We start from the raw sequence: 26,032 nt of genomic DNA on the forward strand, positions 1-26,032 counted from the left end.
GAAAGATTACTTTCCATATTTTCAGTAAAACTGCGTTGATACATCATTACAAAGGTAATGCAAATATTAATAAGCAGCAAACTACTAATTAAGGCACTTCCCTTAAGCCTTTTTACTCTTATCTTTTTTCTCATCCTGTATTTTATTTTCCTTTTTCTTTGGTAAATCTGTTTTGAAAAACATCTCGCTTTGTCTACCATCTTTTTCAGTTACTAAAATAGAAAAAGAATCTTTTGAAGTAGAACATTTTATTTTTTTAACTTGAAAAAGTAGCGGCATGTGTCCTCCCTCATCTGTTCTCATTCTCAAAACATCATTTGAACTCATATCAATTACATATGTATCGTAAATTAAATCACCATTCTTTTTCTTCTTATCCGATAACTTTCTAAGAACAATTTTAGTTGGATCTGAACCCGTTGTACTTACTTCAACATGTCCACTTTCTTTTAAGAAATTATTTATCTGTACATAACTATACGAAATTTCATTAACTCCGGTTTTCTGGCGATTAACTTTTCTAAGTGTGCCTATAAGTCCAAATAATATTTGCGCACATAAAATAGTAACTGCGATTGCAAATACAGCTTCTAATAAGGTAAAACCCTTTATCTTTTTCATTATTTTATTTTCTATGATAGACATGATCATGCACTAATAATATCTTCTTATCACTATGTCTAAAAATATATTCCGCATAAGCCTTATCTACTCGTTTTTCAATCTGTTTTTCAGTCTGTCTATTTTGTTTAATTGTTATCCCTAAAAGCAATACTCCTAAACAGGCTATCGTGAAGCCTACACATGCTTCCAATAAAATGAAGCCCTTGACTTTTCTATTCTTCAACCATCCTACCCCATGTCATCTGTATTTTAATTTTCTTTTCTTTGCTTCCACTCTTAACAGTAATTGTTCTCGGCGATATGGTTCCGCGATTGCTAATATATAAATTATCAAAATTATAAACTCTAACATGTCGATTCAAATATACTTTTGACACTTGATGCGGCTCCATTATCTGAATTGAAGAATTATTGTCAAAATATGATAAAAAATACGACTTCTTTTCTACTGTTGAGAGATGCAAATACTTATTGATAGTTGATCTAATTTGACGCGTGGTACTGTCTAAGATTATCTGTTCCTTAATATTTTTAACATAAAGCGTTGGCATTAACACGAGTAAACAAATTATTGTTAAAGTAACTATCGTTTCAATCAAGGTAAAAGCTTTTATTCTCTTAAAAATCATTTCTGCGGTAATTTTTCATATCTTTCTTTTTGTTTTTGAGAAATATATTCCTTCTTTACTAGCTCTTCTAATGAAGTACCATCTCCATTATCTTCAGCTAATTGTCTTTGGGTCTCAATCGTTGTTCTTAAGGCTTCATCTGTTTTGGTAGTCGCTCTTTCTTTTTGCTTACTTAAGCCCGGAACAATTAACAAAATTAGCATCGCAATAATGGCAATTACAATTACCATTTCAACTAAGGTAAATCTTTTTACCTGTTTATTTTTCATAATAAAATGCTTTAACTTTCTCATTTTTACCTCTACATTGTTTCCATTAAATGATACATTGGCATTAAAATTTTTAAATACATTCCTAGAATACAAATTCCAATAAAAATAAAGCACAGCGGCTGCAAATTAACGATTAAACTGTTTAATTTGAGATTTAATTCATAGAAAAGTGTCTTGCTAAGCAATAATGCTCTTTTCCCAATTTGCTCTCTTGTCGTTCCAGTCTCTAAAAGCATAATTAAATTATTAGAAATAAAAGCTTCACTCTCAATAATTGCTTTAATTTCAATTCCTTTTTCTAATTGATTCTTCACTTTTGCTCCTAAAACTTGTTGCAACGAATTCTTTGGTTGCTGATCAGTAAGTTGACAAATTTTTTGCAGTGAGAAGCCATTGATCAGTAAAACAGCTAAGTCAGACACGATAAGATAGTGAACATATAAATTTAATGTTGGTCCAATTATAGGTATCCTAGTTAATTTATTCAGGGCATAATAATCTTGTTTATTGAGCAACATGATTATCTTACTAATAAGAAATGCACCTATAATAACTAACAACACAAGTCCACCTAACATTAAATTACTCGTCCAGTCATTATCTGACATTTCTGTCTTTAAAAAGGTTTGCATACAAATCAATAGCGTAACCATCATTCCAATTAAAAGTGCAGGATAAGCCAATTCTCCTCGCAATTTCTTTAACTGCTTATTTTTCAATCGAATAAGTTTACTTAATTGGTCCAAACAAGACAATAGATTTCCGTCAATAATCGCCATATTCATTTGTGCAGATAAAGTACTAGAAAATCCCACTTCATGCAATACATCTCCAAGTTGCCTGCCTTCTTCAACTTGTTTATTTATATAGACTAATTGGCTAGAATTACCACTCCATATTTTAGGCAGTAGTTTTAAACTAGCATTAAGCGAATAACCATTAATTAGTGCTTGTCTTAAATAATCAATAAAAATTAATTGAGCAGCGCTGTTCAGTTTATCCTTCTTCATAAAGATGCTTCGTATCTTCACTAATCTTTCCTCTTTCAACTAACTGCTCTAAATTACTTTGCCAATTACTTAAATCATGGCGATTGTCATTAAACGCAATAGCTTGATCAAGTATTTTTCCATACCTAATATCCATTAAACAAGCAACTTTATTTTGATTTTTTATTGGTAGCAACCTTTGATAAGAAACAGCTGTCAGACAATTGCATAATTCATCTTTAGTGATTCCTAATCCTTCAAGACGTGAAATTGTTTGCAAGGCTGTTTTCGCATGAATAGTTGCTAAAACCAAATGTCCACTTAAAGCTGCATTAATACTGATTTTGGCAGTTTCTTGATCTCGAATTTCCCCAATAATTAAAATATCCGGCCTATGTCGTAAAGCAGCCTTTAGTAAATCTGGATAAGCAATTCCCGCAACAAGATTTACCTGTGTTTGTAAAAAATTGGGATTCCAAACCTCGACCGGATCTTCAATAGTCATTACAACCTTTTCTTTTCCCACTAGTTGTGCTAGTTCATACATGGTTGAAGTCTTTCCCGATCCTGTTGGACCACTAGTCACTATCAACCCCCGTTGATTAGTAAGTCTTTTTAGCAAATCGAATTGTTCCGAGAGAAAATAATTATTACTTTTTTCTCCATAAATTAATCGAATTACTAAAGACTCATCTCCCTCAAATTCCCCCACACTTGAAAAGCGTAAAAAAACCTTTTCATCCCCAAATTTAGTCTGATAAGCACCCACTTGTGGTCTACGACGCTCAGATATATCCATTTGCGCCTGAAACTTGAAATAATTAAGTAATTCTTTTCCTGCTTGCTGGCCTAATTCTTTTATTTTACTCAAGCCTAGGGCAGTTCGAATCTTTATTTCATAGCCTCCAATAGCTGGAAAAATAAAGATATCACTAGCATGGCTTTTAATTGCTTTTTCTAAAATAACTTCTGATACTTCGTTCATAATTAATCCCTCCTTTGCCATACACTTATTAGTACGCAAAAATGTAATAGTTTTTTTATTATTTTAAAAATTGAGTAAAAAAAAGACTGACGCAAAGGTCAGCCATAAAAAAATAGACCTAAAATGAAAATTAGGTCTATTTCTTGATAAATTATTATTCATCATCATCTGCAGCAGCAGTATAAACATTAGAAACATCATCGTTATCTTCTAATGCATCAATTAAATGAGAAAATTGCTCTTTTTTATCTGCTGGAACTGGAGTGGTGTTTTGCGGAATCATAGTTAATTCAGCGTTAGCTAACTTGTAGCCAGCTTTTTCTAAAGCATCACGTACAGCTGTAAATTGCTTAGGATCAGTGTAGATTTCAAATGCATCATCACTAGTTTCTAAATCATCCCCACCAGCGTCCATAACACCAAGTAAAACTTGATCTTCGTCAGCATCAGTAGTGGAACGATCAATTACAATATATCCCTTACGGTCAAACATGTAAGCAACAGAACCAGTTGCACCGAGTGAACCTCCATTACGAGTAAAGGCAACACGAACATCAGAAGCAGTACGGTTCTTGTTATCAGTTAAAGCTTCAACTAAAACTGCAACACCACCGGGTGCGTAGCCTTCATAGGTAATTTCATCATAATGTTCATCTGAATTACCTTCAGCCTTCTTAATAGCACGTTCAATATTAGTCTTAGGCATGTTTGCTGCACGTGCTTTATCCATAACCATACGTAAAGTAGGATTTCCTGAAGGGTCAGGACCACCACTCTTTGCAGCCATATAAATTTCACGAGATAATTTTTGGAAAACTTTACCTCTCTTAGCGTCTTGCGCATTCTTGCGGCCTTGAATATTGTGCCATTTTGAATGTCCTGACATAAGAATCCTTCTTTCTTTTTATTTAATATAGTTAACCTTGTCAATCATAACGCACTCAAGGTTTAAATTCAATCTATGATTAATTATGAATTACTTTTTTCTTGATGGTGTCTAATCCAGTAGATAAAAATACAGAATAAAATAGCTAAAAGCGCTCCGGCTGAATCAAGAGCAACATCGTGAAGACTTGGAGTTCTATCTCCAGTCAAATATTGGTGAAATTCATCTAATCCCGCTAATCCAATAATCCCTAGCCAAATAAATAAGGGGCCACACCATTTTTTAAATAAGCGGTCTAAGCCTAAACAAGCAAATAAACCAACTAAAAAATATGATGAAAAATGGGCAAATTTTCTCATGACAAATTGAGTCATTCCCGCTTCCCCATTGTCCAAAAATGCATTGTGCCAACGTCCAGCATAATAGATATTCCACTTTCCAACTACTCTTTCAATAATTGGAAAATGTCGATGAATAAATCCTGGTGACATCTCTTGTTCGTGATAAGTCATTGAACTAGAAATAAATAAACCTAAAAGCACTAAGAGCATCAAACAAACAAAGATCATTTCTCGCTTCGTTAATACTGTTTTTTTCATTTTTCAACTTTCCTACTTTCAAGTTCTTCAGCAACCAAAATAATTATTTTTTTAGCAATTTCAATTTTAGTTGTCTCTACTATATTCTCGGTTGTTTTATCTTGCCTTAAAATCGTAACTTTATCTTTATCGCTACCAAATACTCCATGACTGACATCATTTGCAACAATCATATCAGCGTTTTTCTCTTGCAGTTTTTTAGAAGCATTTTCTAATAAATTGTTTGTTTCAGCGGCAAAACCAACAACAACTTGGTTTGCCTTTTTTATACTTCCCATTTTTTTCAAAATATCAGGAGTTTCTTTCAAATAAATCTTTAACTCATCCCCCTGATCCTGCTTTTTGATTTTATGAGTAATATAATTTACCGGTTCATAATCTGCTACAGCAGCTGCCATAATCAAAGCATCTGCTCCTAAAAAAGCAGTCTTAACAGCTGAGAGCATTTCTTCAGTAGTTTCTACCTTAATATTTTTTAAATTAGGTGAGTTAGGTAATGAAACAGCAATGTGTCCTGAAATTAAAATCACCTCTGCCCCAGCAGCAAGAGCAGCTTTAGCTAAATCTATTCCCATCTTACCACTCGAACGGTTACCCAAAAAACGAACTGGATCAAGTGGAGATATGGTTCCACCTGCAGTAATTACAATTTTTTTACCAGCTAATACTTTTTTAGCTTGAAGAGAATCATCTATCCAAGCCATAATGTCATCTGGCTCTGGCATTCTTCCCTTGCCGCTATATCCTTCAGCTAAGCGCCCAGTAGCAGGATCCATTACAGCAATTCCATCTTGTTTTAATAATGCTAGATTTCTTTGAAAGGCAGGATTACTCCACATATGACTGTTCATAGCTGGAACTACGTATTTAGGTGAAGCTGTTGCTAAAAAAGTCGTAGTTGCCGCATCATCAGCAATACCATTTGCAATTTTGGCAATAAAATTAGCAGTTGCTGGAACTACAACAGCCATTTCTGTCCAATCAGCCAATTCAATATGTTGGATCTGGTTAGCTCTTTCTTTTTCCCAGAGATCAGTCAATACTGGATACTTAGTTAAAGCAGCTAATGTTTGGGTACCGATCAAGTGGACAGCTTCTTTTGTCATAGCTACTCTTACTTCATGTCCTTTTTTTTGAAAATTTCGTACAACATTAATTGCTTTATAGGCAGCAATACTACCTGTAATATAAATTGTAGCTTTCATTTCTTCTCAACCTTAATTTCATAATTTCTTTCTACTATAACACAAGCCAACTAAGACAAATTATTAAAAAATAAATTATCAAATTAAAAAACATTACCAGATTCTGATATGATTTATATTGAATAAAGATATAGCTCCAATACCTTGAAAGGATAAATATACAAAATGAAAAAATATTATCAAAAGATTTTTTCTCTTTTTATTGTAATGGGAACATTATTTTTTGTTCTTACTGGTTGCTCCAAAAAGGATAATTCATCGTCTAACAAAATATCGATTGTTACGAGCACCAATGTTTATGCTGATATTGCCCAAAATGTTTTGGGTAAGTACGGTAAGGCAACAGCCATTATTACTAGTAGTTCCACCGATCCCCATGATTTCGAACCAACTACTGCAGATGCAAAAAAAGTTCAAGACGCCAAAATTATTGTAGCTAATGGTTTAGGATATGATTCCTGGCTAGCAAAATTAGCTAAATCAAGTAATAAGTCTGCTGTCTTAGTTGGCGAAGACTTAATGAATTTGAAAAGCGGTGATAATCCTCATATCTGGTTTGACTTAAATATGCCAACTAAATATGTCAACTATTTGGTAAAGCGTTTATCTAAAATTGATAAAAAGCATGCAAACTATTATAAAGAACATGGAACTAAATACTTAGAAAAAATAAAAAAAGTTCAAAAAATGGCTGATTCTATTGATGGTACAAAGCAAAAGCCAGTATATGTTAGTGAACCAGTATTCGATTACGCTTTGAAAGCTACCCACTTTAAGATTGGTGATAAAGCTTTTGAAGAAGCAATTGAAAATGAAACCGATCCAAGTGCCAAAATTGTTCATCAAATGAATCAAACTATTAATAATCGTGATATCTCTTTCTTTGTTAAGAACTCCCAAGTAAATAGTTCCACTGTTAACAATTTCGTTAAAAGAGCTAAATCAAAGAAGATTCCAATCTTGCAAGTTCGTGAAACCATTCCAAACAATACAACTTATTTGAAGTGGATAACAGAAAATTACCAAAATTTAGCAAATATCAATAAAAAGTTAAAATAATTACCAAAAAAGAGGCATAAGCCTCTTTTTTATTACCCTAAAATATCTTTTAATTTGCTATTAAATTGCTTAGGAATTTCCGCCATAATTACGTGACCAGTTGGTGACATAATAAAACTATCTACTTGATCATTTTTTTCTTCAAGAAGTTTTTCATATCCTTCACGATAATACGGACTCTCCTTAGCAATAAAAAAAGTAATTGGAATTGATGCGTTTTCTATAACTTTTCGCCAATCTAGCGACATATGATTTTCTAATAAGTCCACATTATCTTTTCTATTAAACGGATCTTCTTCTTTTGCTTTCATGAGTTTGGCATAAACATCATCATCTAGTCCTGCAAAAGTTTCGTGAACATGAGGTCTTTCTTGGCATTTTTCATGATAATTTTCACTTGTATAGTCCATAAAACCATACTTCCAATTCCTATCATTAAGCATCTTAGGTGATTGATCTATCACTAATGCACGTTTAACTACAGTTGGCCATTTTTTTATTAGACAAAAAATAATCGAAGCGCCCATTGAGTGTCCCATGAAAGTAGCCTGTTTAATTTTTAGAAAAGAAATTAATTCTTCTAAGTCTTGTGTTAGACGGGCAATATTATGACCTTTTTCTGTTCGTTGGCTCTTCCCCATATTCCGATGATCATAAGTAAGTACTTGATATCCTAAATTATTAAGAAATGATACTTGAGCAGACCATATTTCTTGATATGCCCCAAAACCATTAACTAAGACAATCGTCTTCCCTTTCCCAGTTAATTTATAATTAATTTTTATATTATCACTTGTTTCAAACAGCATTTTTACTCCTTATTCTGCTTAATTCTAATGAATAAACATCCAACTACAGCAATAATCGCAGTAATCAGTGCTTGACTTAATCCACTACTTAAACTTACATTGATCCCGGTATAAACGCTTTGTTGAAGCGAGCTTGTGGCAATTTCAGCTGCATACGATAAAACCCCATATGAACCTACTGCGGCAATTAAAAGTGGTAAAATTGCAATCTTTTTACCAAATAAAACCATTACCATTGCCAAAATATAAAGACCAATTAGTAGGAAATAAATCAAATGATAAATCTCGGCTGCTTGTTTTACATCAGCAGAATTCTGCCTTAATTGTTCATTTACTAATTGTAATATTAACTGATTAAAAACTTGTTCTTGCTGCGTATCATTATTTAGTTTTAAGTCAGATGCAGCTAATTTACCATTGGCCAAATAATTACTACTCAATTGATTTAGCCCTTGATATGATGTCTTTAATTCAATATTTTTGGGTAATTGTGATAAAAGTGTATCTTCGATTCCTGATTCTTGCAAAAAGGCAACTCCCATTTGCAAGTCACTATTATTCGCTTGGTCAACAACTTTATTAATTGAGCTTTTCACAAGACCAGCGGTACTATCAACTTTCAATTCAACTGGACTTGTTAAAGTCAAACTCAATGAAATAAAGATTAATCCAACTACAACTAATCTCCAAATCCATTTTATAAATTTCATTTTTTCTCCTAACGAAAATTTTAATAGTCTTTTATAATCCCCAAAATAATACATAAAGTTTTTTGGGGTGCTATATAATAAAAGTGTAACAAATATTAAAGGAGTTCAGCATGATTGATGAAAAACTAAAAGAATTTTTCAATAAATTTCCTCATATCAAGGAAAATAAACCTTTACAAAATACTCTGAGTAAAAAAATCAACAACCTAATAAAAAAAGAAATTCAGCATGGTGCAAGTCAGGTTGAAGCAGAACAAAAAGCACTTTTAAATTTAACTGATCTAGACACTTTATTATCACAATTAAAGAATTTAGAAGAAACTGACTACAGTAAATACAATGACTTTTTTGCTAAAATCTTTGATTCAAAATTAGTTAACGAATTAAATCTCAAATTAAATCAAATTGATGAGATTCACCTTAACTACCGTTTGGGCGATATTTTGGTCTTACCCACTAATTCATCAAACTTAATTGTGCATGACTTTATGTCTCGAGACATTGAAAATCTTCATTCAACGGTCGAAAAAGTTGGCAATGTCTTAAAAATTACCCAAGGTCCACGTAAGCTGGTTGGAATTTTTAAAAACAAAACTTTATTATTTTTACCTAAAAATTTTACTGGTTTTCTAACAATTAGAAGTCAAAGCGGTGATGTTTATATTAATAAAGTCACAAATTATTGCCTGCTTGATGTTACTGCAGTTTCTGGAGATCTATTGTTAGCTCACTCTAAGCTTAAACGCGTCCAGGCAGACCTAAAGTCAGGCGATATTGCTGTTTCTAGTACATCTGCGAATGTGTTTCATATTAATGCGCATTCTGGAATTTTAACTAGCGATCATGTTTGCGCAAAAGAAGAAATTTCTTATCATACAAGCAGTGGAAACATAGATTTAGATAATATTTCTACCAAAAACTTTTTTATTGATACAAAGAGTGGAAAAATTATTATTAATGACCTTAATAGCGAAAGAATGGATTTAGTCACTGATACAGGAAATATGAGCCTAAATAATATTAAAGGTAGCGGTGATATTAAGTCTGGAATTGGTAAAATAAATTTATCAATTGCTGATAAGTCTAACTTTAGTTTTTCAATTAAAAGCAGAGTTGGAAGTATCCGTGTAAATGTACCAAGAACAGAATTATTTAAATCGTTGATTGTAAAATCAAATTGAACACTTTAGAAAAATAAAAAGTCCATTCGGACCTGTTTGATAGAATGTTAATAACCACAAAAACTTTCTATTGGAGGTCAAAATGGACTCTTTACATTCTACCATGAATCGGCACGTTAAAGGAAAGCATTTATCATTTGAAGAGCGAGTTATTATTCAATTGCGTTTGAAAGATGGCTGCTCTTTGCGTGCAATTGCTCGTGAACTCAACTGTTCTCCTTCTACTATCAGTTATGAGGTTAAACGTGGCACTGTAAAACTGTATCATGGTAAAGTCAAAAGATACAAGGCTACTCAAGGACATGATGTATATCAAGCTCATCGTAAAAATTGTGGGCGTAAATCAGACTTTCTCAAAAAAAATCAATTTATTCACTATGTCCACAAACATTTCTTTAAAGACGGTTGGTCGCTTGATGTTTGCAGTAATCGTGCCACTGTTGCTGGCGAATTCTCTAGCAGCGATGTTGTCTGCACCAAAACTCTTTATAATTACGTTGATAAGGGCTTATTAGGCATTTATAATTACGACTTGCCTGAGAAGCTTAAACGCAATACCAAGCTTCATCGTGTTCGCAAAAACAAGAAAAAGCTTGGCAGAAGTATTGAAGAACGTCCAAAAGAAATTAGTGAACGTAATGAATTCGGTCATTGGGAATGCGATTTGGTCCTTGGACATAAGACTAAAGATGATGAAGTGCTGTTAACCTTATCTGAGCGCATGAGTCGTGAATTCTTAATTATTCGTATTCCCGACAAGACTTCTATCAGTGTCATGCAGGCCTTTAAAGAACTCCAAAGACAATACAGTGAACACTGGAATGATATTTTTAAAACTATTACCACTGATAATGGTTCAGAATTTGCGGATCTTTCCAACCTAGAAGAAGCATCCAATACACTGGTTTACTATGCCCATCCTTACACTTCTTGTGATAAGGGAACAGTTGAAAGACACAATGGTCTTATTCGCAGATTCATTCCTAAAGGAGAAGCAATAGCTAACTATTCTTTACAAAATATCATTGACATTGAAACCTGGTGCAACTCATTGCCAAGAAAAATTTTAGCTTATCACACACCAGATGAAATCTTTGAAAGAGAATTAGATCGAATCTATCAAGCAGCTTAACTAAAAGTGTTCAATTTATTATTGCAATTTACGGAATTATTTAAATTCAAAATTAATACTAAAAAAATCGGTCCTACCGATCTTCCACTCGACTCCATTATTTATGGCAATAATGAATACGATGAAATTGAAGGATACGTTGGCGATGAAAATTCAAGCAATTCACTAATAATCACAAGTGAAATCGGAAAAGTATCAATTAAAAACTAAAATTAAATAGCCTTAGAAAAAATGCTAGCAAACCTAAAATTTGCTAGCATTTTTTCTAAATCATTAATCCAACTTTATATCCTGCAAAAACTAAAATTAAGCCACCGCCATAAGATAATAAAGCATAAAGAAGAAATATTTTATAATTATGGTCTTGCCAATGAGAAAGCAATTCAACATTTAATGTAGAAAAGGTCGTATAACCTCCCAGTACCCCAGTTCCAACCAAAGCATAAATAAATGGCGATAAGTTGCGCGAAAAAACTAGTCCTAACAAAAATGCTCCAGTAAGATTTATTAATAAAGTGGCATAAGGAAAATTGCTAGACCAATGCTTTTTACCATAATTAGTAATTCCGTATCTGAAAACTGCTCCCCAAATTGCTCCAAAACCAGCTGTTACAAGTGTACTTATCATGCTCTTATTGCCAACTTCCTACCTAATATTTTTCCTGTAATCATTCCTAAATAAGCAAATAAAAATCCAATAAAGATTGAACTAAAGAAATATATCAGTGCCTGATTATTCATTCCGTTTTCTAATTGCTTAAACGTATCCAAATGGAAACTAGAAAAGGTTGTAAATGCACCTACAAAACCTGTACTTAACCCTGTAACTAGCCAATCTCGTCCTTCTCTAAATTCAATAAAGAAATATGTTAGAAATGCTAATAAAAAGCAACCAATGATATTAGCTACAAAAGTTCCAGCCTGTGACCAAATTACATTTAAATAAGCACGTAATGCACCTCCAAAAAATGCAAATAAGCTAACACTGATATAATTTTTCAACTTTTTATTCATTAAAAACCAACCTTCTTATTGCATATGCAATTCCATCTTCATTATTTGTTCGAGTAACATAATTAGCTCGCTTCTTTATCTCTAATACCGCGTTTCCCATAGCCACTTTATAAAAATCTGGAACGTCAAACATAGAAATATCATTTTTTTGATCACCAAAAATCATTACTTCATCTTGTTTAAGATTAAGTTTCCGTGCCAATTCTTTCAAAGCGTTTCCTTTTGAAGCCCGCTTAGAATTAATTTCAATTAATGTTTCATCAGAGGTGGAAACATTATATTTTTCAATAACTTCTTGAGGTAAACCACGATAAACCCTTTCCATTTCTGATGGAGCACCTGAAAACATAGCTTTTGTAAATTTTAAATCTTTTGCTATATCTTTTAACTCACAAACTTCAATTGGCATTCTAGTTAGCCAACTTTCACGCGATAAATAGTAGTTGACAAAGTGATTTAATGTAATAAACTTATCCCTTACTTCAACATGAAAGTTAGCTTTCAGTTGCTGAGCTATTTTTTCAAAAAACTGGAAATCTTGATAATTTAGTAATTCTTCAACTACCGCATTTCCTTGTGCGTTCAAAACCAGAGCGCCATTAAAAGCAACAGCATATTGATTAGGATCTTGCAGATCTAACTGATCTAAATACTCTTTAATTCCTGGAAATGGCCTCCCCGAGCAGGGAACGATTTTGATACCTGATCGAGATGCTTTTTGTAAAGCTTCCTTTGTTTCATAACTTATTTCTTGTTTATCATTCAATAAAGTTCCATCAAGATCAACGGCAATTAATTTTATCTTCATCAATTTTCTCCTATGTAAACGTTCGCTTTCCTTTCTATTATACAAAAAAAGACGACACTACTCCCTTATTACACATAAGAAAGTAGGCGTCGTCAGATCTTAATCGGTTAAATTGGTGAACGCCATCACCTATTATAATTTAATCAAGGCAGTTTATTTTGAACCCATCTCTTCTTCAACGACTTTAGCCACTTCTTCACAATACTTATCAGCTAATTCTTGTGTTGGTGCTTCAGTCATAACACGTAGTAAACTTTGAGTCCCAGATGGACGAACAAAAATCCGTCCTTCATCGCTCAATTCTTCTTCTACCTTTTTAATTGCTTCGGTAATACGCTTATGTTCTTTCCAGTCTTTTTTATCTTTAACAGGAACATTGATTAAGCGTTGTGGATATTCCTTAAAGTCGCTTAATAATTCACTTAATGACTTACCGGTATCCTTCATTACGTATAATAAATGCAATCCAGTAAGCATTCCATCACCAGTATTATGATAGTCACTGATAATAACATGACCAGATTGTTCACCGCCTAGATTATAACCATTAGCTCTCATTTCTTCTGAAACATAACGGTCACCAACTTGAGTTCTGACATTCTTAAGGCCACGTCTTTCTAAAGCCTTAGTAAAGCCTAAGTTACTCATCACAGTTGTAACAATCGTATCTTTCTTTAAACGGCCATGATCAGCAAGATATGAACCAATTACATACATAATATGGTCGCCATCGACTTCGTTACCATTTTCATCAACAGCAATACAACGGTCAGCATCCCCATCAAATGCTAAGCCCAATTGAGCACCTTGCTTTACAACTTCTTCTTGTAACTTCTTAGTATGAGTTGCACCTACATGATCATTAATATTTAAGCCATTGGGATGAGTTGCGATTGTAGTAAAATCAACGCCCATATCAGCAAATAATCTTGAAATTAAAGCACTAGCTGCGCCGTTTGCACCATCTACAACAACTTTAATTCCGCCTAATTCTTCAGGTAAAGTATTTTCAATAAATTGCAAGTACTTTGAAGCACCTTCGTGGTAATTCGTTACAGTACCTAAACCTTCAGCTGAAGGACGTGGAAGCTTGTCTTCTGGCGCATCAATTAATTTTTCAATTTCTTCTTCTTTAGCATCAGATAGTTTTAAACCATCACTACCAAAGAACTTAATCCCATTATCTTCAACTGGATTATGAGAAGCTGAGATTTGAACACCAGCATCTGCACCTTGAGCACGAACTAAGTAAGAAAGGCCTGGAGTCGTAATCACACCAACTTCTAAAACTTCAATTCCTACGGAAAGTAAACCAGAAATCAATGCATATTCTAACATTTGTCCAGAAATACGAGTATCACGCGAAACTAATACTTTAGCTCTTTCACCATCTTTTTTATCTTTGGTAAGAACATATCCTCCATCACGACCTAATTTAAAAGCCATTTCTGGAGTTAAGCCAGCATTAGCACCCCCCCGTACACCATCTGTTCCAAAATATTTAAGCATAATTTTTAACAACCTTTCCTTGTTTTATTCCTTTTTAGCAGTAGTATCAGTCACCTTTATATGAACTGGTATTACTGATGGTGAAGCCTTAACTACGCCCTTTGGTAATTTAATTGTTACATCTCTTGTAACATCTTGATTAATGCCACTTAAATCAACCTTTAAAGGAAGAGATGTTATTTTCTTTAGCGTATTCTCATCACCATATATCTCAACTGTTTCTTCTTTCGCGGTTAATGAATAAACATGAGTTGATGATTCATTTTTGGACGTCACGTTTATTTTAACCTTTTTTTTCGACAAGTTAATTGGGATAGTAATGTGCGCTGTTGCTGGATCAATAGCAACATTGAGTTGATGTCCTTCTTTATCAAGTGCTACCAGCATTTCTTCACGCTCAAATGTGCTGTCTATTCCCTTTGGTAAATTTGCACGAGCTACGATACGATCAACTTGGTTAACTTCGCTCTTAGCGCCAGTAATGTTAACAACTTCTGGATCGCTCTTTGCTGTGCCAAGATTATACCCATGAGATACAGCACTCTTATTATACTCTATTTGTACAGGAAGGGTACGAGATTTTCTTTTTTGAATGTTTACGCGCACTTTACTTGGACTCACACTATAAGTTAACTGAGTACTTAAACCATTTACCTTAATTGGTACCGTATGTTCTCCAGTTTTTAAATGGCTTAAATCAATATAAACACGAAAATTTTGAGTATTAATAGTTGAAGTAACCAGCGCATTTGATCCTTCTAAAGTAAGATTTATTTTTTCGGGATAGCCAGTTACATAATACTTATCAGTATTAACAGAAACTTGCAGGGGAGCTTTAATTACTTGCGTCTTGGTTGCAGTTTTCAGAGTTTCCTCTCGACGTCCTTGAGTTACAAACCCCTGTTGATTAGACGAAACATAAATGGCCAGTAAAATTGCCAATATCAATGCAACAATGCGATAGAACCAAGGTTTATCAAAAAACTTTTTCATTTTTTATTTGACCCCCAATTCCAAACATGATTTACAATTCGTTGATACCATTTTGGCTTCTCTTCTTCTTCCTTTGGAACTAATTGAGCATTTAAGTACTTCAAATACTCTTCTCTAGTCAAATCAAGCATAAATTGGCTATTACGAGTGATTGTTACACCACCTGTTTCTTCAGATACAACAATTGTAATTGCATCAGTAACTTCTGAAATACCCACTGCTGCCCGGTGACGAGTTCCTAGCTTTTTAGGAATCATACTATTATCTGAAAGTGGCAAATAAGCAGCAGCAACCGCGATTCGATTGTTTCTAATAATTACTGCACCGTCATGCAATGGCGTGTTAGGAATAAAGATGTTGATTAATAACTCGCCAGTAATATCTGCATCAATCGGAATACCAGTTTCAATATAATCTTCCAAACCAGTATTTTGCTGGATCGTAATTAAAGCCCCAATTCTTCTTTTGGACATATATTGAATCGCCTTATCTAATTCTCCAATCATTTTCTCAGCGGCCTGTTTTTCAGTCATAGTTGTGCCACCAAAAATTGGCGATCTTCCTAAATGTTCAAGTCCACGTCTAATTTCTGGTTGAAAAATAACGATTATTCCAATTACAGACCAAGAGAGAATTTGATCAACAAAATACGTTAGGGTATGTAAGTGTAATAATCCGGCTATAATTCTAACTATGATAATTAGAGATATTCCTTTAACTAATTGAACAGCCTTGGTTCCTCTTACCAACATAATTAAGCGATAAATAATATACCAAACAATCAGAATATCAATAATGTTCATTAAATTTTGCCAAGTAAATATTTGCTCGATGTTAAATTTCACTACTCATCCCTCCTAAGCCTTAATTATACCTAAACTACCGTCTTATCGACCATACATTTTAAATTCAAGAAACAGATCATTATATTCCTGAATTTTCTTAGGGCCTAAATCTTGATAAACTTGTAAATTTTTCATTGCTTGTTTACTTGGATAAAATTGCTTATCATTTTTTATCTCTTTAGGTAGTAATTTTTGAGCTTTGATATTTGGCGTTGCATAACCAATATACTCGGCATTTTGAGCAGCATTTTTTGGATCAAGCATGAAATTAATAAAAGCATATGCCCCTGCTTTATTTTTAACAGTACGGGGAATAACAAAATTATCAAACCACAAGTTTGAACCTTCTGGTGGAACCACATAATGTAAATGTTTATTATCATTTAACATTGTCCGCGCTTCACCAGACCATGTTACACCAACAGCTGCTTCATTCTGAATCATATACATTTTTAGCTCATCAGAAATAATAGCCTTTACATTGGGGCCTAATCCATCTAATTTAGTTTTAGCTAATTTAAGATCTAATGAATTAGTAGTATTTAATGACTTCCCCATCGACGCTAATGATAGTCCCATAATATCTCTAGCAGAATCAACTAATAAGATATTATGACGATAATCTTTTGACCAAAGATCGTTCCAATGCTTTATCTGTCCAGGTTTTACAAACTTGTCATTATACACAATTCCTAATGTCCCCCAGAAATATGGGACTGAATAAGTATTCTTAGGATCAAATGAGTGATGCAAAAATTCACTTCCGATATTTTTATAATTTGGAATTTTTTTTGTATCAATTTTATCAAGTAACTTAGCCTTTCGCATTTTCGAAATCATGTAATCAGAAGGAACACAAATATCGTAAGCAGTGCCTCCCTGCTTTACCTTCGTATACATAGCTTCATTCGAATCAAAGGTTTCATAAATTACATGATAGCCAGTTTGCTTTTCGAATTTTTTTATCAGCTTAGGGTCAATATAGTCGCCCCAATTATAAATAATTAAATTCTTATTATTGGCGCTAACACCACTATTATCTAGCTTCTTAGCCCAAGCCTCTAACCCCAAGCAAACTGCTAAAATAGCTAAAATTCCAATCAATAACTTTTTCATTGTGCACGCCCCTTACCGATATGGGATTTGTGATTAGTAATTACATAATAAATTAATACCAAAACCATTACGAAGATAAACATTAAGGTACTTAAGGCATTGATCTCTAAATTAATCCCTTGCCGTGCGCGTGAATAAATTTCTACAGATAATGTTGAAAATCCATTTCCAGTTACAAAAAAAGTAACTGCAAAATCATCTAATGAATAAGTCAAAGCCATAAAAAAGCCAGCCAAAATTCCCGGTGTAATAGCTGGAATCATTACTTTGCTATAAACTTGCCAAGTCGAAGCACCCAAATCTCTAGCAGCATCGACTAAAGAGTAATCAAATTCTTTTAAACGCGGTAAAACCATTAATACAACAATCGGAATTGAAAATGCGATATGACTTAATAATACTGACCCAAAGCCCAAACCAATTCCTAAAAAAGTAAAGAAGATCAAAAAACTGGCACCAATAATTACATCTGGTGAAACCATCAAAACATTATTTAATGCTAATAAAGTTTTTTGTCCTTTTTTATTCTTAGTCTGACTAATTGCAATTGCACCAAAAGTTCCAATTACTGTCGCAATCAAACTAGATAAGAGAGCTAATAAAATTGTTTCTAGAAAAATTGCTAGTAGTCGATTATCGTTAAATAAATCCTGATAATGACTTAAAGTAAATTTTTCAAAATGATCCATATTATGACCACTTGAGAAAGAATAATATATTAAATAAAAGATGGGTAAATACATCAAAACAAGGACAAAAGCAAAATAAATCCGAGACCATTTTATTTTTTTCATAGCTTGATCTCCTTTTTACGACGATGATCAGACGAAGTAAATAGCATAACAATTACCATTAGGACTATTAATACAACCCCAATTGTCGATCCCATTGACCAATTCATTGTGGTCATAAAATATTCTTCAATTGCAGTACCAAGCGTAATTACTCTGTTTCCGCCAATTAATCTTGTCAACATGAATAAAGAGAGTGAAGGAATAAATACTGCTTGAATTCCTGACTCAACTCCAGATTTAGAAAGTGGCCATAAAACCTTCATAAATGTTTGCCACTTACTTGCACCCAAATCATAAGCTGCTTGAATTACAGCCGGATTAATATCACAAATTGCATTATAAATCGGTAAAATCATAAATGGAATTTCAATATAAGCCGCTACAAAAATAAAAGCGAAATCAGTAAATAAAATATTTGCCGGTGCTATACCAAAAAGCTTTAAAAAGTTATTTAGCAATCCATGCTTGCCGAAAATTCCGATAAATGCATAGGCTTTTAAAAGCAAATTAATCCAAGTTGGTAAAATAATCAAAAGTAGCCAAAATTGCTGATTTTTCATTTGACTTAAAATATATGCAATCGGATAGGAAATTAACAAGGTAATTAAGGTAATTAAAAATGCATACCAAAATGAATTTAGCGTCATTCTCAAAAAAGTTCCATTAACAAAAAATTGTCGGAAATTTTTCAAGGTAAAACCATCATCACCTTTAAAGGCATTAATAGTAATTAAAATAATCGGAGCAATAACAAATAAACCAAGCCAAAGTACATAAGGCACAAGAAAAAATAGCCTACTCTTTTTCATATCTTACTCTTCTCCTTCATATGCCTCTAAACGTTTATCAAATTCTGCTTCGCTTTCACCAAAACGCATCACATGAATGTCCTCAGGATCAAAATATACCCCTACTTCTTTTCCAATGCTAGTTGGATTAGTCGAGTGAATCAGCCATTCATTTTCATCACTATCAATGGCCTTAATTTCAAAATGATCTCCCAAAAAGAGCTGACTTTCAACCATAACTCTTAACTTTCCATGTTCAATATCAGTAATATCTAGATCTTCAGGCCTTAAAACGACCTCTACTTTTTCTCCTGGTTTAATTCCTGCATCAGCACATTCAAAACGGTGATTACCGAATTCCACTTCATAATCTTTAATCATTCTTCCGCTCAGAATATTTGAATCACCTATAAAGCGAGCTACGAAATCATTAACTGGTTCATCATAAATATCAACTGGACTTCCACTTTGTTGGATTTTTCCTTCATTTAAAACAAAAATTTCATCACTCATAGCCAAAGCCTCTTCTTGATCATGAGTAACAAAAATAAAGGTAATTCCTAACTTTTTTTGGATTTCACGCAATTCAAATTGCATATCTTTTCTTAAACGCTTATCTAAGGCAGATAAGGACTCGTCTAAAAGTAGAACTTTTGGCTGATTCACAATTGCTCTTGCAATTGCAACACGTTGTTGCTGCCCACCACTTAATTCAGAAATTTCGCGATTTGCAAAGCCATCTAACTGAACCATATGAAGAGCTTCTTTAACAGCTAACTTTATTTCTTGCTTATCTTTTTTCTTGATTTGCAAACCAAAAGCAACATTTTCAAAAACATTCATATGCGGAAATAAGGCATAATTTTGGAAAACCGTATTAATTTTTCTCTTGGCTGCATCCAAGTTGGTAATATCTTTTCCATCAAAAAATACTTGACCACTTGTTGGTTCACTAAATCCAGCAATTATTCTTAAAATAGTTGTCTTGCCTGATCCTGATGGCCCTAATAAAGAATAGAATTTCCCTGATTCAATCGTTAAATTAATATCTTTTAGAGCCACAAACCCATCGTCATACTCTTTACGCACATGCGTTAATTTAATAATATCGCTCAACTTTTTCACCATCTCATCAAAAAAGCTACAAGCCGTTACTTGTAGCTTTGTCGTAGTATCTAATCTTTTTCTTTTCCTATAATTCTTACTTCAGTTTGCAAATCAACATCAAAATCTTTTTTGATCGTCTTTTGAATTAAATGAATTAAATCTAAATAATCAGTAGCTGTAGCACCACCAACATTGATAATAAAGCCCGCATGCTTCATTGAATCTTCGGCACCACCAATTCTTTTTCCCTGAAGACCCGCTTTAATTATCATTGGACCCACAAAGTGGCCTGTTGGACGCTTAAAGACGCTTCCACATGAAGGATATTCAAGTGGTTGCTTTGCTCTACGTAAGCCATTAAAGTATTCCATTTTAGCCTTAATGGCCCACTTATCTCCTGGTTCAAGTCCAAAAGTAGCACTGATTACTATATCTCCAGTTTCCTGAACTAGCGAATGACGATAGCCAAATTCCATTTCATCGTGAGTATAAGTTTTAAATTCGCCTTCACGAGTTAAGACCCGAACAGATTTAATGACAAATTCTGTCTCGCCACCGTAAGCGCCAGCATTCATGAAGACAGCTCCACCAACGCTACCAGGGATACCAGCTGCAAACTCTAAACCACTTAAGCCGGCCTCACATGCTGCTTCAGATGTATCAATAATTCTAGCGCCAGCATCTGCAGTAACTATTGCTTCTTCTTGGTTAGCAACAATTTCATCCATCTTAGTAAGAATTAAAACTAGACCTGAAATTCCTCCATCTCTAATAATTAAGTTAGAAGCATTTCCAATAACAGTCAAAGGGAGGTTATTAGTTTTAACTGTTTCCACTAAGATTTTTAATTCATCTAAATTTTTAGGAAAAGCAAGATATTGCGCAGGTCCACCGGTCTTAGTAAACGTAAAGCGGCTCAATGGAATATTTTCTTGAATATCAATTCCCTGTTTTTTTAAGTCCATTAGTTGCATTTTCAATCTCTCTTTTCCTTAAATAATCGTCCCTTTAATCATACCGCAATAAATAGCTAGTTTTCTACCTTAAGTGTTATACTAAAAAGAAAAATAATATTTTATTTAGAGGATAAAAATGAACTTTACTGCAATGGATTTTGAAACGGCAAACAGTCATCCTGAAAGTGCATGTTCTCTTGCCTTGGTTATGGTTAGAAACAATGAAATTGTCGACCGTTTTTATACAGTTATTAATCCGCAAATGCCTTTTGATGGTCGAAATATCAGAGTTCATGGTATTACTGCCGAAGACGTTAAAAATGCACCAACAATGGCTGAAGTTTGGCCTAAAATAAAAAAATTGTATCAACCCGGAATGTTAGTAGCTGCTCATAATGCACGGTTTGACTGCCGGGTAATGGAAAAGTCGCTCGCCCGCTATAATATTCCAGCTCCTCACTACTTTGCAATTGATACTTTAGCAACTAGCAAGGCGTTCGAACCTGATCTTCCTAATCACAAATTAGACACAGTGTCAGAAGCTTTAAATATTAACTTATGGCATCACCATAACGCTTTAAGTGATAGTGAAGCTTGTGCGGGAATTTTAATTGAAGAAAATAAACGTGTTGGAGATGATCCAATCAAAAAAATGGTTAAGCCAATCTAAGCTTAACCATTTTTATTATTCAAAAGATCTTTTTATATCTGATAACCAAGCTTGGTTTCTCTTACCAACAGCTTTAAATTCAACTATTCGTTTGGTTGAATCCCATGAATCATCAATCCGCTTAATCGTTACTTCAAGATAATCGTTTGGCAAATCATCAATAATAAATTGTGGCCACTCAATTACCACTAATCCGTCTTCGGCTAGATATCCAGGCATATCAATACTTGATAAGTCACCATCTTCTAGTCGATACATATCCATATGAAACAGTGGCATTTTACCTTCACGATATTCTCTAACAATTGTAAATGTTGGGCTTTTAACAGGACGTCTAATACCTAATGACCGAGCAATTCCTTTAGTCAGAGTGGTTTTTCCAGCACCTAAATCACCAGATAAGAGGAGCAGGTCATGTCCCTGGCTACTTTTTCCAATTGCCTGACCTAATTTTTGCATTTGTTCATCAGAATTTATTTCTAATGATTCCATTTTACTTCTCCATGTTTGCTTGAGCAGCAGTTAAAATAGCTAATAAGTATACATCCTCTGTTTTACATCCACGTGATAAGTCGTTAATTGGAGCAGCTAATCCTTGCAATACAGGCCCAATTGCACTAAAGCCACCTAAACGCTCAGCAACCTTATACGAAATATTACCTGACTGAAGTTCAGGGAAAATAAAAACATTAGCATGTCCAGCAACTGCAGAACCTGGAGCTTTTGCTTCTCCTACGCGCGGAACAATAGCGGCATCAAATTGTAATTCGCCATCGCAAACTAAATCTGGATATTTTTGATGTACTAAATTAGTCGCATCTTGGACTTTAGTTACCATTGCTCCTTTTGCTGAGCCCTTAGTCGAAAAACTAAGCATTGCAATTTTAGGATCAAGCCCAATCATTTCAGCTGTTTTACTGGATTGATAAGCAATTTCGGCTAATGTCTCACTATCAGGATCAATATTAATTGCGCAATCCGCAAATATATATTTTTCGTCTCCACGTTCCATAATCATCGCACCTGAAACACGGCTCATTCCCTTTTTAGTTTTAATAATCTGCAGAGCTGGACGAACAGTATTAGCTGTTGAATGAGTAGCACCAGAAACCATTCCATTAGCTTTTCCTTCATATACTAACATGGTACCAAAATAAGAAACATCTTGTAGAATTTCTTTTGCTTCTGCTAAAGTATTCTTTCCTTTTCTTAATTCCACAAAATCTTGGCACATTTTTTCAAAGTCTGGGTAGACAGCCGGATTGATAATCTCAATTGAACCTAAATCAACATTTAATTTTTCAGCAGATTTTATCACTTCATCGGGTTTTCCTAACAAAAGTGGTTCAACAATTCCCTCTTCTGCAAGACGAACAGCAGCCTTAATTATTCGCTCATCATTTCCTTCAGGAAAAACAATCACTTTTTTTGATTCTTCTGCTTTTTTCTTAAGTGAGTCAAATACTTTCATAACAAATTAAGCCTTTCTTTTTATCTCTAGCTAATATTTTACAATTTCAAAGCTTTTTCTCAAAACAAAAACTATGCCATATCTGATTGGCTTACTTCCTGTGGCAATTGCCAATCAATTGGACTCTCACCAAATTTAGTCAAGGCATCATTACATCTCGAAAACGGACGGGAACCAAAGAAACCACGGTCTGCTGAAAAAGGACTAGGATGCGCAGACTTGATAATGACATTCTTTTCTTCATCAATTAACGGAATTTTATTTTGAGCAAATCTTCCCCACAAAATAAATACAACTTTCCCGCGATCGCTAAGAGCTTTAATAGCTGCATCAGTGACTATTTCCCAACCTTTTCCCTGATGGCCATTGGCATTTCCATAAGGCACTGTTAATACTGCATTAAGCAATAAAACTCCCTGATCTGCCCACTTTTTCAAATAACCATGATTTACTGGAATGGCACCAACATCATCATACAATTCTTTATAGATATTTTTTAACGATGGCGGCAAAGCAACACCAGGGTTAACACTGAAACTCATTCCCGTAGCTTGTCCTGGGTTATGATAAGGATCTTGGCCTAAGATCACAACCTTAGTATCTGCAAAAGAAGTCAATTTAAAAGCAGTAAAAATATGATACATATCTGGAAAAATCTGTTTTGTTTGATATTCACTTTTTAGAAAATCATGTAATTTTTGATATTGTTCACTCTCAAAAGCGGGTGCTAAAATTTCATCCCAATCATTTCCAATTAATTTTTTCATATTTATTCTATCCTCTTGTATCTCTAAGAAATCCAAGTTCATGATATCATATAGATAAAAGATCGGAGGACTTAAAATGATTAAACTTATTGCAAGCGATATGGATGGCACACTATTAAATAAACAAATGCAAATTTCATCTGAAAATATTTCTGCTATTAAAGAAGCGCAAGCTAAAGGGATCGAATTTTTAGTAGCAACTGGGCGGGCACCTTCTGAGTCGCAAGGAATATTGGCGAAAGCTGGACTTCACACTGGGTTCATTAACTTAAATGGTGCAATGGTTTTTAATACGGCGGGCAAATTAATTGTAAATGAGCCAATACCTAAAGAAGAGAGCTTCAAGATTAATAAGTTACTTAAAGATTCTGGCTTCTATTTTGAGATAGTGGGAGCAGATCATGTTTATTCTGATTCTCGTTTGCGAAGGATCGCTAACTTTTCTGATCTTTTAGTTGACCTTAATAAAAAACTAACTTTCAAAAAAGCAGTTTCTTTTGCTGCTGGCTCCGACGAAATCATGAAAATCAAATACGTCCCTGATTTTAAAGACCTACTTAAAAAGCCATCATTTGAAGTAATGAAATTTGTCGCTTTTCATCCAGATGGTCCAAAAGTCTTTAATCATATTCGCGAAGAAATTAAAAAAATTGGTGATTTAATTGTTACTGCAAGTTCTTCAACTAACATTGAAATAAATAATATTAAGGCTCAAAAAGGAATTGCTTTAATGGATTACGCAAAACTGCAGGGCTATCAGCCTAATGAAGTGATGGCTATTGGTGATAATCTTAATGACGAATCAATGATTCGAATGGCCGGTATTGGTGTTGCAATGGAAAATGCCGCACCTGAAATCAAAAAAATTGCTAATTTTATTACTAAAACCAATAATGAGAATGGTGTTGCATATGCAATTCGCCATTTCTGTAAATAAACATAATTTTCCCTAAAGGCAGATGAAATTATGCGTTATACTGTCCAACTTACCCAAGGTCAAACTTGTGGTCAAATCCCGGTCAAAAACCACCAGGGAGAGATTGTCTATATTTTAAAAGGAAACCTTAATGAGTTTAATCAACCGATCATTCTCACTGATATTAATCATGTTGAGATTGGGCGGCTCTATTTAGACTCTAATCTTCTTCTAACTAGCTATAGCGTTGATGTAATCAACCACTCCCTAGTCAAAGTAAAGAAAATAAATAGTCGGTTTGCAAATTTATTCTATATTACTAGATTAAACTATTGGATTAAAGGAAGTTTAAAACAAGGCAGATATAGTTTTTATTCAGGCATTAAAAAAGTGGCTAGCGTTTGTTCGCTAGTCACTGATGCTGGACTTACTTGGAGCTGTGATATTTCACGTCCCGAAGATGTCCCTTTTATTATTTTAATTAGTCTGCTCTTCACACAATGGCATACTAAACCTTTATTCCTACCAACTTTTAATTTTCAAAATAGTGTTAACGCTCTCTCTTAGTCGTAGTTTAAGTAGTAGTGTGAGAAATTAAAGACTTGAAATTTATGAGAACAAATTTGTTTTTGAAAATCAATCAATTCAATAATAATCGCTAATTCTTCCAGTAAGAAACTATAGTTTTTATTACATCCATGGCTAATCCAAAAACAAATTCGATCATATAACAAGTTGGTCAATTGTTTAAGTATAAGTTCTGAAAAACTTCCTCTTTTATAAACATAAGATCGAATATACTGAAAGAAATGCTCTTTCATCTTTTCACACATACAATCTTGTTCACTTAAATGATAAGCATTATAAAAATACTGTTTATTTTTCTGAATATATTCACATAAAACATTAAGAAGTTGATTTAGACTTTCTTTTTTGTTTTTGCGTAATTCTTTTCTTAATTCAAACAAAATACAGGCTTCGATACAGTTATTTATCTTTCCATATCGTAAGTAAAAAGTTTTTCGACTAATTTTTGCTTTACTACAAAGTTTCGAAATATTTACTTTCTTTACATTTGGTTCAGATAACATACTATGTAAAGTTATTTGAACTCTTTCCAATTCTGCCAACATCTCATTTTTATTTCCTTTCTAAAAAAAGGATCACGCTACCTTTCTATGACTGACAGTTTTATTAC

The 26,032-nt window shown here is 33.6% G+C and carries 31 protein-coding genes and 1 riboswitch; of the genes, 6 read left to right on the plus strand and 25 right to left on the minus strand.

Going from position 1 to position 26,032, the window contains the following annotated elements; genetic code table 11:
• Positions 1 to 102: 102 nt before the first annotated feature.
• From comGF to coaBC, 8 genes are all read right to left on the minus strand, one after another.
• A complete protein-coding gene (gene comGF, locus F3I00_RS06675) occupies positions 103 to 621 on the minus strand; it encodes a competence type IV pilus minor pilin ComGF (protein ID WP_024273074.1) in 519 nt (172 codons plus the stop codon).
• 215 nt (positions 622 to 836) lie between these two features.
• On the minus strand, positions 837 to 1,253 hold the full coding sequence (locus tag F3I00_RS06685; protein WP_020807902.1) for a type II secretion system protein: 417 nt from the start codon (positions 1,251 to 1,253) through the stop codon (positions 837 to 839).
• The gene (comGC, locus tag F3I00_RS06690) at positions 1,250 to 1,546 is read right to left on the minus strand and encodes a competence type IV pilus major pilin ComGC (RefSeq protein ID WP_020807903.1); all 297 of its coding nucleotides are present in this window, start codon (positions 1,544 to 1,546) and stop codon (positions 1,250 to 1,252) included. Before comGC ends, F3I00_RS06685 begins: the two co-directional genes overlap by 4 nt.
• An 8-nt stretch (positions 1,547 to 1,554) precedes the next feature.
• Positions 1,555 to 2,535, minus strand: coding sequence for a type II secretion system F family protein (locus F3I00_RS06695; protein WP_020807904.1), 981 nt, complete (start codon positions 2,533 to 2,535; stop codon positions 1,555 to 1,557).
• Positions 2,522 to 3,499 carry a competence type IV pilus ATPase ComGA gene (gene comGA / locus F3I00_RS06700; protein ID WP_020807905.1) on the minus strand — a complete coding sequence of 326 codons (978 nt, stop codon included), beginning with the start codon at positions 3,497 to 3,499 and terminating at the stop codon, positions 2,522 to 2,524. Before comGA ends, F3I00_RS06695 begins: the two co-directional genes overlap by 14 nt.
• Positions 3,500 to 3,653: 154 nt before the next feature.
• Positions 3,654 to 4,385 (minus strand): YebC/PmpR family DNA-binding transcriptional regulator, encoded by a 732-nt coding sequence (locus tag F3I00_RS06705; protein ID WP_065169783.1) that lies wholly within the window; start codon positions 4,383 to 4,385, stop codon positions 3,654 to 3,656.
• An 83-nt stretch (positions 4,386 to 4,468) separates the two neighbouring features.
• Positions 4,469 to 4,984, minus strand: coding sequence for a VanZ family protein (locus F3I00_RS06710; RefSeq protein WP_003648482.1), 516 nt, complete (start codon positions 4,982 to 4,984; stop codon positions 4,469 to 4,471).
• Positions 4,981 to 6,189 carry a bifunctional phosphopantothenoylcysteine decarboxylase/phosphopantothenate--cysteine ligase CoaBC gene (gene coaBC, locus F3I00_RS06715; protein ID WP_020807907.1) on the minus strand — a complete coding sequence of 403 codons (1,209 nt, stop codon included), beginning with the start codon at positions 6,187 to 6,189 and terminating at the stop codon, positions 4,981 to 4,983. The genes F3I00_RS06710 and coaBC overlap by 4 nt, the downstream gene beginning before the upstream one ends.
• Positions 6,190 to 6,354: 165 nt before the next feature.
• Here coaBC and F3I00_RS06720 point away from each other — a divergent pair, with 165 nt between their 5' ends.
• On the plus strand, positions 6,355 to 7,248 hold the full coding sequence (locus F3I00_RS06720) for a metal ABC transporter solute-binding protein, Zn/Mn family (protein ID WP_020807908.1): 894 nt from the start codon (positions 6,355 to 6,357) through the stop codon (positions 7,246 to 7,248).
• Between the two features lie 32 nt (positions 7,249 to 7,280).
• On the opposite strand, the gene F3I00_RS06725 is transcribed toward F3I00_RS06720, so the two are convergent.
• Positions 7,281 to 8,057, minus strand: a complete 777-nt coding sequence (locus F3I00_RS06725; protein ID WP_020807909.1) for an alpha/beta fold hydrolase — start codon at positions 8,055 to 8,057, stop codon at positions 7,281 to 7,283.
• Positions 8,058 to 8,059: 2 nt separating this feature from the next.
• Positions 8,060 to 8,767 (minus strand): hypothetical protein, encoded by a 708-nt coding sequence (locus F3I00_RS06730; RefSeq protein ID WP_020807910.1) that lies wholly within the window; start codon positions 8,765 to 8,767, stop codon positions 8,060 to 8,062.
• A gap of 110 nt (positions 8,768 to 8,877) precedes the next feature.
• Here F3I00_RS06730 and F3I00_RS06735 point away from each other — a divergent pair, with 110 nt between their 5' ends.
• Positions 8,878 to 9,948, plus strand: a complete 1,071-nt coding sequence (locus F3I00_RS06735; RefSeq protein WP_024273075.1) for a DUF4097 family beta strand repeat-containing protein — start codon at positions 8,878 to 8,880, stop codon at positions 9,946 to 9,948.
• Positions 9,949 to 10,030: 82 nt separating this feature from the next.
• Positions 10,031 to 11,080, plus strand: coding sequence for an IS30-like element ISLga1 family transposase (locus tag F3I00_RS06740; RefSeq protein WP_024272995.1), 1,050 nt, complete (start codon positions 10,031 to 10,033; stop codon positions 11,078 to 11,080).
• 265 nt (positions 11,081 to 11,345) lie between these two features.
• Here F3I00_RS06740 and crcB read toward each other — a convergent pair whose 3' ends face one another.
• The 11 genes from crcB to murB form a co-directional block, all read right to left on the minus strand.
• Complete coding sequence (gene crcB / locus F3I00_RS06750) at positions 11,346 to 11,708, minus strand: fluoride efflux transporter CrcB (RefSeq protein ID WP_020806677.1); 363 nt, start codon at positions 11,706 to 11,708, stop codon at positions 11,346 to 11,348.
• Positions 11,705 to 12,094: a CrcB family protein gene (locus tag F3I00_RS06755; protein WP_020806678.1), complete on the minus strand. Its 390-nt coding sequence runs from the start codon at positions 12,092 to 12,094 to the stop codon at positions 11,705 to 11,707. Before F3I00_RS06755 ends, crcB begins: the two co-directional genes overlap by 4 nt.
• Complete coding sequence (locus F3I00_RS06760; protein WP_020806679.1) at positions 12,087 to 12,902, minus strand: Cof-type HAD-IIB family hydrolase; 816 nt, start codon at positions 12,900 to 12,902, stop codon at positions 12,087 to 12,089. Before F3I00_RS06760 ends, F3I00_RS06755 begins: the two co-directional genes overlap by 8 nt.
• 76 nt (positions 12,903 to 12,978) lie before the next feature.
• Positions 12,979 to 13,041, minus strand: a riboswitch (Fluoride riboswitch).
• A 14-nt stretch (positions 13,042 to 13,055) separates the two neighbouring features.
• On the minus strand, positions 13,056 to 14,411 hold the full coding sequence (gene glmM, locus F3I00_RS06765; protein ID WP_159311036.1) for a phosphoglucosamine mutase: 1,356 nt from the start codon (positions 14,409 to 14,411) through the stop codon (positions 13,056 to 13,058).
• Positions 14,412 to 14,435: 24 nt separating this feature from the next.
• Positions 14,436 to 15,404 (minus strand): YbbR-like domain-containing protein, encoded by a 969-nt coding sequence (locus F3I00_RS06770; protein WP_003648472.1) that lies wholly within the window; start codon positions 15,402 to 15,404, stop codon positions 14,436 to 14,438.
• Positions 15,401 to 16,249, minus strand: a complete 849-nt coding sequence (gene cdaA, locus F3I00_RS06775) for a diadenylate cyclase CdaA (RefSeq protein ID WP_003647030.1) — start codon at positions 16,247 to 16,249, stop codon at positions 15,401 to 15,403. The genes F3I00_RS06770 and cdaA overlap by 4 nt, the downstream gene beginning before the upstream one ends.
• A gap of 42 nt (positions 16,250 to 16,291) precedes the next feature.
• Positions 16,292 to 17,365, minus strand: coding sequence for a PotD/PotF family extracellular solute-binding protein (locus F3I00_RS06780; protein ID WP_003648470.1), 1,074 nt, complete (start codon positions 17,363 to 17,365; stop codon positions 16,292 to 16,294).
• Positions 17,362 to 18,159 carry an ABC transporter permease gene (locus F3I00_RS06785; RefSeq protein WP_003647028.1) on the minus strand — a complete coding sequence of 266 codons (798 nt, stop codon included), beginning with the start codon at positions 18,157 to 18,159 and terminating at the stop codon, positions 17,362 to 17,364. The genes F3I00_RS06780 and F3I00_RS06785 overlap by 4 nt, the downstream gene beginning before the upstream one ends.
• Positions 18,156 to 18,968, minus strand: coding sequence for an ABC transporter permease (locus tag F3I00_RS06790; protein WP_020806680.1), 813 nt, complete (start codon positions 18,966 to 18,968; stop codon positions 18,156 to 18,158). Before F3I00_RS06790 ends, F3I00_RS06785 begins: the two co-directional genes overlap by 4 nt.
• A 3-nt stretch (positions 18,969 to 18,971) precedes the next feature.
• The gene (locus F3I00_RS06795) at positions 18,972 to 20,063 is read right to left on the minus strand and encodes an ABC transporter ATP-binding protein (RefSeq protein WP_020806681.1); all 1,092 of its coding nucleotides are present in this window, start codon (positions 20,061 to 20,063) and stop codon (positions 18,972 to 18,974) included.
• 59 nt (positions 20,064 to 20,122) lie between these two features.
• Positions 20,123 to 21,028 (minus strand): UDP-N-acetylmuramate dehydrogenase, encoded by a 906-nt coding sequence (gene murB / locus F3I00_RS06800; protein WP_159311092.1) that lies wholly within the window; start codon positions 21,026 to 21,028, stop codon positions 20,123 to 20,125.
• 118 nt (positions 21,029 to 21,146) lie between these two features.
• On the opposite strand from murB, the gene F3I00_RS06805 reads away from it, so the two are divergent.
• A complete protein-coding gene (locus F3I00_RS06805) occupies positions 21,147 to 21,680 on the plus strand; it encodes a 3'-5' exonuclease (protein ID WP_003648466.1) in 534 nt (177 codons plus the stop codon).
• A 15-nt stretch (positions 21,681 to 21,695) separates the two neighbouring features.
• Here F3I00_RS06805 and tsaE read toward each other — a convergent pair whose 3' ends face one another.
• The 3 genes from tsaE to F3I00_RS06820 all read right to left on the minus strand — a co-directional run bounded on the left by tsaE (position 21,696) and on the right by F3I00_RS06820 (position 23,918).
• On the minus strand, positions 21,696 to 22,172 hold the full coding sequence (gene tsaE / locus F3I00_RS06810) for a tRNA (adenosine(37)-N6)-threonylcarbamoyltransferase complex ATPase subunit type 1 TsaE (protein WP_003648465.1): 477 nt from the start codon (positions 22,170 to 22,172) through the stop codon (positions 21,696 to 21,698).
• 1 nt (position 22,173) lies between these two features.
• Positions 22,174 to 23,151 (minus strand): phosphate acetyltransferase, encoded by a 978-nt coding sequence (gene pta, locus F3I00_RS06815; protein ID WP_003648464.1) that lies wholly within the window; start codon positions 23,149 to 23,151, stop codon positions 22,174 to 22,176.
• A gap of 71 nt (positions 23,152 to 23,222) precedes the next feature.
• Complete coding sequence (locus F3I00_RS06820) at positions 23,223 to 23,918, minus strand: uracil-DNA glycosylase (protein ID WP_020806683.1); 696 nt, start codon at positions 23,916 to 23,918, stop codon at positions 23,223 to 23,225.
• Positions 23,919 to 23,994: 76 nt separating this feature from the next.
• On the opposite strand from F3I00_RS06820, the gene F3I00_RS06825 reads away from it, so the two are divergent.
• Complete coding sequence (locus tag F3I00_RS06825) at positions 23,995 to 24,855, plus strand: Cof-type HAD-IIB family hydrolase (RefSeq protein ID WP_003648462.1); 861 nt, start codon at positions 23,995 to 23,997, stop codon at positions 24,853 to 24,855.
• A 30-nt stretch (positions 24,856 to 24,885) separates the two neighbouring features.
• Complete coding sequence (locus F3I00_RS06830; protein WP_003648461.1) at positions 24,886 to 25,401, plus strand: hypothetical protein; 516 nt, start codon at positions 24,886 to 24,888, stop codon at positions 25,399 to 25,401.
• Here the strand turns inward: F3I00_RS06830 and F3I00_RS06835 are convergent.
• The gene (locus F3I00_RS06835) at positions 25,398 to 25,967 is read right to left on the minus strand and encodes a TetR-like C-terminal domain-containing protein (RefSeq protein ID WP_003648460.1); all 570 of its coding nucleotides are present in this window, start codon (positions 25,965 to 25,967) and stop codon (positions 25,398 to 25,400) included. The two genes, F3I00_RS06830 and F3I00_RS06835, sit on opposite strands and share 4 nt — an antisense overlap.
• Between the last annotated feature and the right edge of the window lie 65 nt (positions 25,968 to 26,032).

The organism is Lactobacillus sp. JM1 (genome assembly GCF_009834385.1).
GTDB lineage: Bacteria > Bacillota > Bacilli > Lactobacillales > Lactobacillaceae > Lactobacillus > Lactobacillus paragasseri.

Coding starts and splice junctions, on each gene's coding strand:
- F3I00_RS06730 (WP_020807910.1), bottom strand. CDS start 8,767: ATGAAATTTATAAAATGGATTTGGAGATTAGTTGTAGTTGGATTAATC.
- comGF (WP_024273074.1), bottom strand. CDS start 621: ATGAAAAAGATAAAGGGTTTTACCTTATTAGAAGCTGTATTTGCAATC.
- F3I00_RS06720 (WP_020807908.1), top strand. CDS start 6,355: ATGAAAAAATATTATCAAAAGATTTTTTCTCTTTTTATTGTAATGGGA.
- glmM (WP_159311036.1), bottom strand. CDS start 14,411: ATGCTTAAATATTTTGGAACAGATGGTGTACGGGGGGGTGCTAATGCT.
- F3I00_RS06785 (WP_003647028.1), bottom strand. CDS start 18,159: ATGAAAAAAATAAAATGGTCTCGGATTTATTTTGCTTTTGTCCTTGTT.
- tsaE (WP_003648465.1), bottom strand. CDS start 22,172: ATGGAATCATTAGAAATAAATTCTGATGAACAAATGCAAAAATTAGGT.
- F3I00_RS06760 (WP_020806679.1), bottom strand. CDS start 12,902: ATGAAGATAAAATTAATTGCCGTTGATCTTGATGGAACTTTATTGAAT.
- F3I00_RS06835 (WP_003648460.1), bottom strand. CDS start 25,967: ATGTTGGCAGAATTGGAAAGAGTTCAAATAACTTTACATAGTATGTTA.
- F3I00_RS06780 (WP_003648470.1), bottom strand. CDS start 17,365: ATGAAAAAGTTATTGATTGGAATTTTAGCTATTTTAGCAGTTTGCTTG.
- murB (WP_159311092.1), bottom strand. CDS start 21,028: ATGCAACTAATGGACTTAAAAAAACAGGGAATTGATATTCAAGAAAAT.
- F3I00_RS06755 (WP_020806678.1), bottom strand. CDS start 12,094: ATGAATAAAAAGTTGAAAAATTATATCAGTGTTAGCTTATTTGCATTT.
- F3I00_RS06825 (WP_003648462.1), top strand. CDS start 23,995: ATGATTAAACTTATTGCAAGCGATATGGATGGCACACTATTAAATAAA.
- F3I00_RS06735 (WP_024273075.1), top strand. CDS start 8,878: ATGATTGATGAAAAACTAAAAGAATTTTTCAATAAATTTCCTCATATC.
- F3I00_RS06705 (WP_065169783.1), bottom strand. CDS start 4,385: ATGTCAGGACATTCAAAATGGCACAATATTCAAGGCCGCAAGAATGCG.
- F3I00_RS06805 (WP_003648466.1), top strand. CDS start 21,147: ATGAACTTTACTGCAATGGATTTTGAAACGGCAAACAGTCATCCTGAA.
- comGC (WP_020807903.1), bottom strand. CDS start 1,546: ATGAGAAAGTTAAAGCATTTTATTATGAAAAATAAACAGGTAAAAAGA.
- F3I00_RS06740 (WP_024272995.1), top strand. CDS start 10,031: ATGGACTCTTTACATTCTACCATGAATCGGCACGTTAAAGGAAAGCAT.
- comGA (WP_020807905.1), bottom strand. CDS start 3,499: ATGAACGAAGTATCAGAAGTTATTTTAGAAAAAGCAATTAAAAGCCAT.
- F3I00_RS06710 (WP_003648482.1), bottom strand. CDS start 4,984: ATGAAAAAAACAGTATTAACGAAGCGAGAAATGATCTTTGTTTGTTTG.
- coaBC (WP_020807907.1), bottom strand. CDS start 6,189: ATGAAAGCTACAATTTATATTACAGGTAGTATTGCTGCCTATAAAGCA.
- F3I00_RS06790 (WP_020806680.1), bottom strand. CDS start 18,968: ATGAAAAAGAGTAGGCTATTTTTTCTTGTGCCTTATGTACTTTGGCTT.
- F3I00_RS06770 (WP_003648472.1), bottom strand. CDS start 15,404: ATGAAAAAGTTTTTTGATAAACCTTGGTTCTATCGCATTGTTGCATTG.
- crcB (WP_020806677.1), bottom strand. CDS start 11,708: ATGATAAGTACACTTGTAACAGCTGGTTTTGGAGCAATTTGGGGAGCA.
- F3I00_RS06820 (WP_020806683.1), bottom strand. CDS start 23,918: ATGAAAAAATTAATTGGAAATGATTGGGATGAAATTTTAGCACCCGCT.
- F3I00_RS06725 (WP_020807909.1), bottom strand. CDS start 8,057: ATGCTGTTTGAAACAAGTGATAATATAAAAATTAATTATAAATTAACT.
- F3I00_RS06695 (WP_020807904.1), bottom strand. CDS start 2,535: ATGAAGAAGGATAAACTGAACAGCGCTGCTCAATTAATTTTTATTGAT.
- F3I00_RS06685 (WP_020807902.1), bottom strand. CDS start 1,253: ATGATTTTTAAGAGAATAAAAGCTTTTACCTTGATTGAAACGATAGTT.
- F3I00_RS06830 (WP_003648461.1), top strand. CDS start 24,886: ATGCGTTATACTGTCCAACTTACCCAAGGTCAAACTTGTGGTCAAATC.
- pta (WP_003648464.1), bottom strand. CDS start 23,151: ATGAAAGTATTTGACTCACTTAAGAAAAAAGCAGAAGAATCAAAAAAA.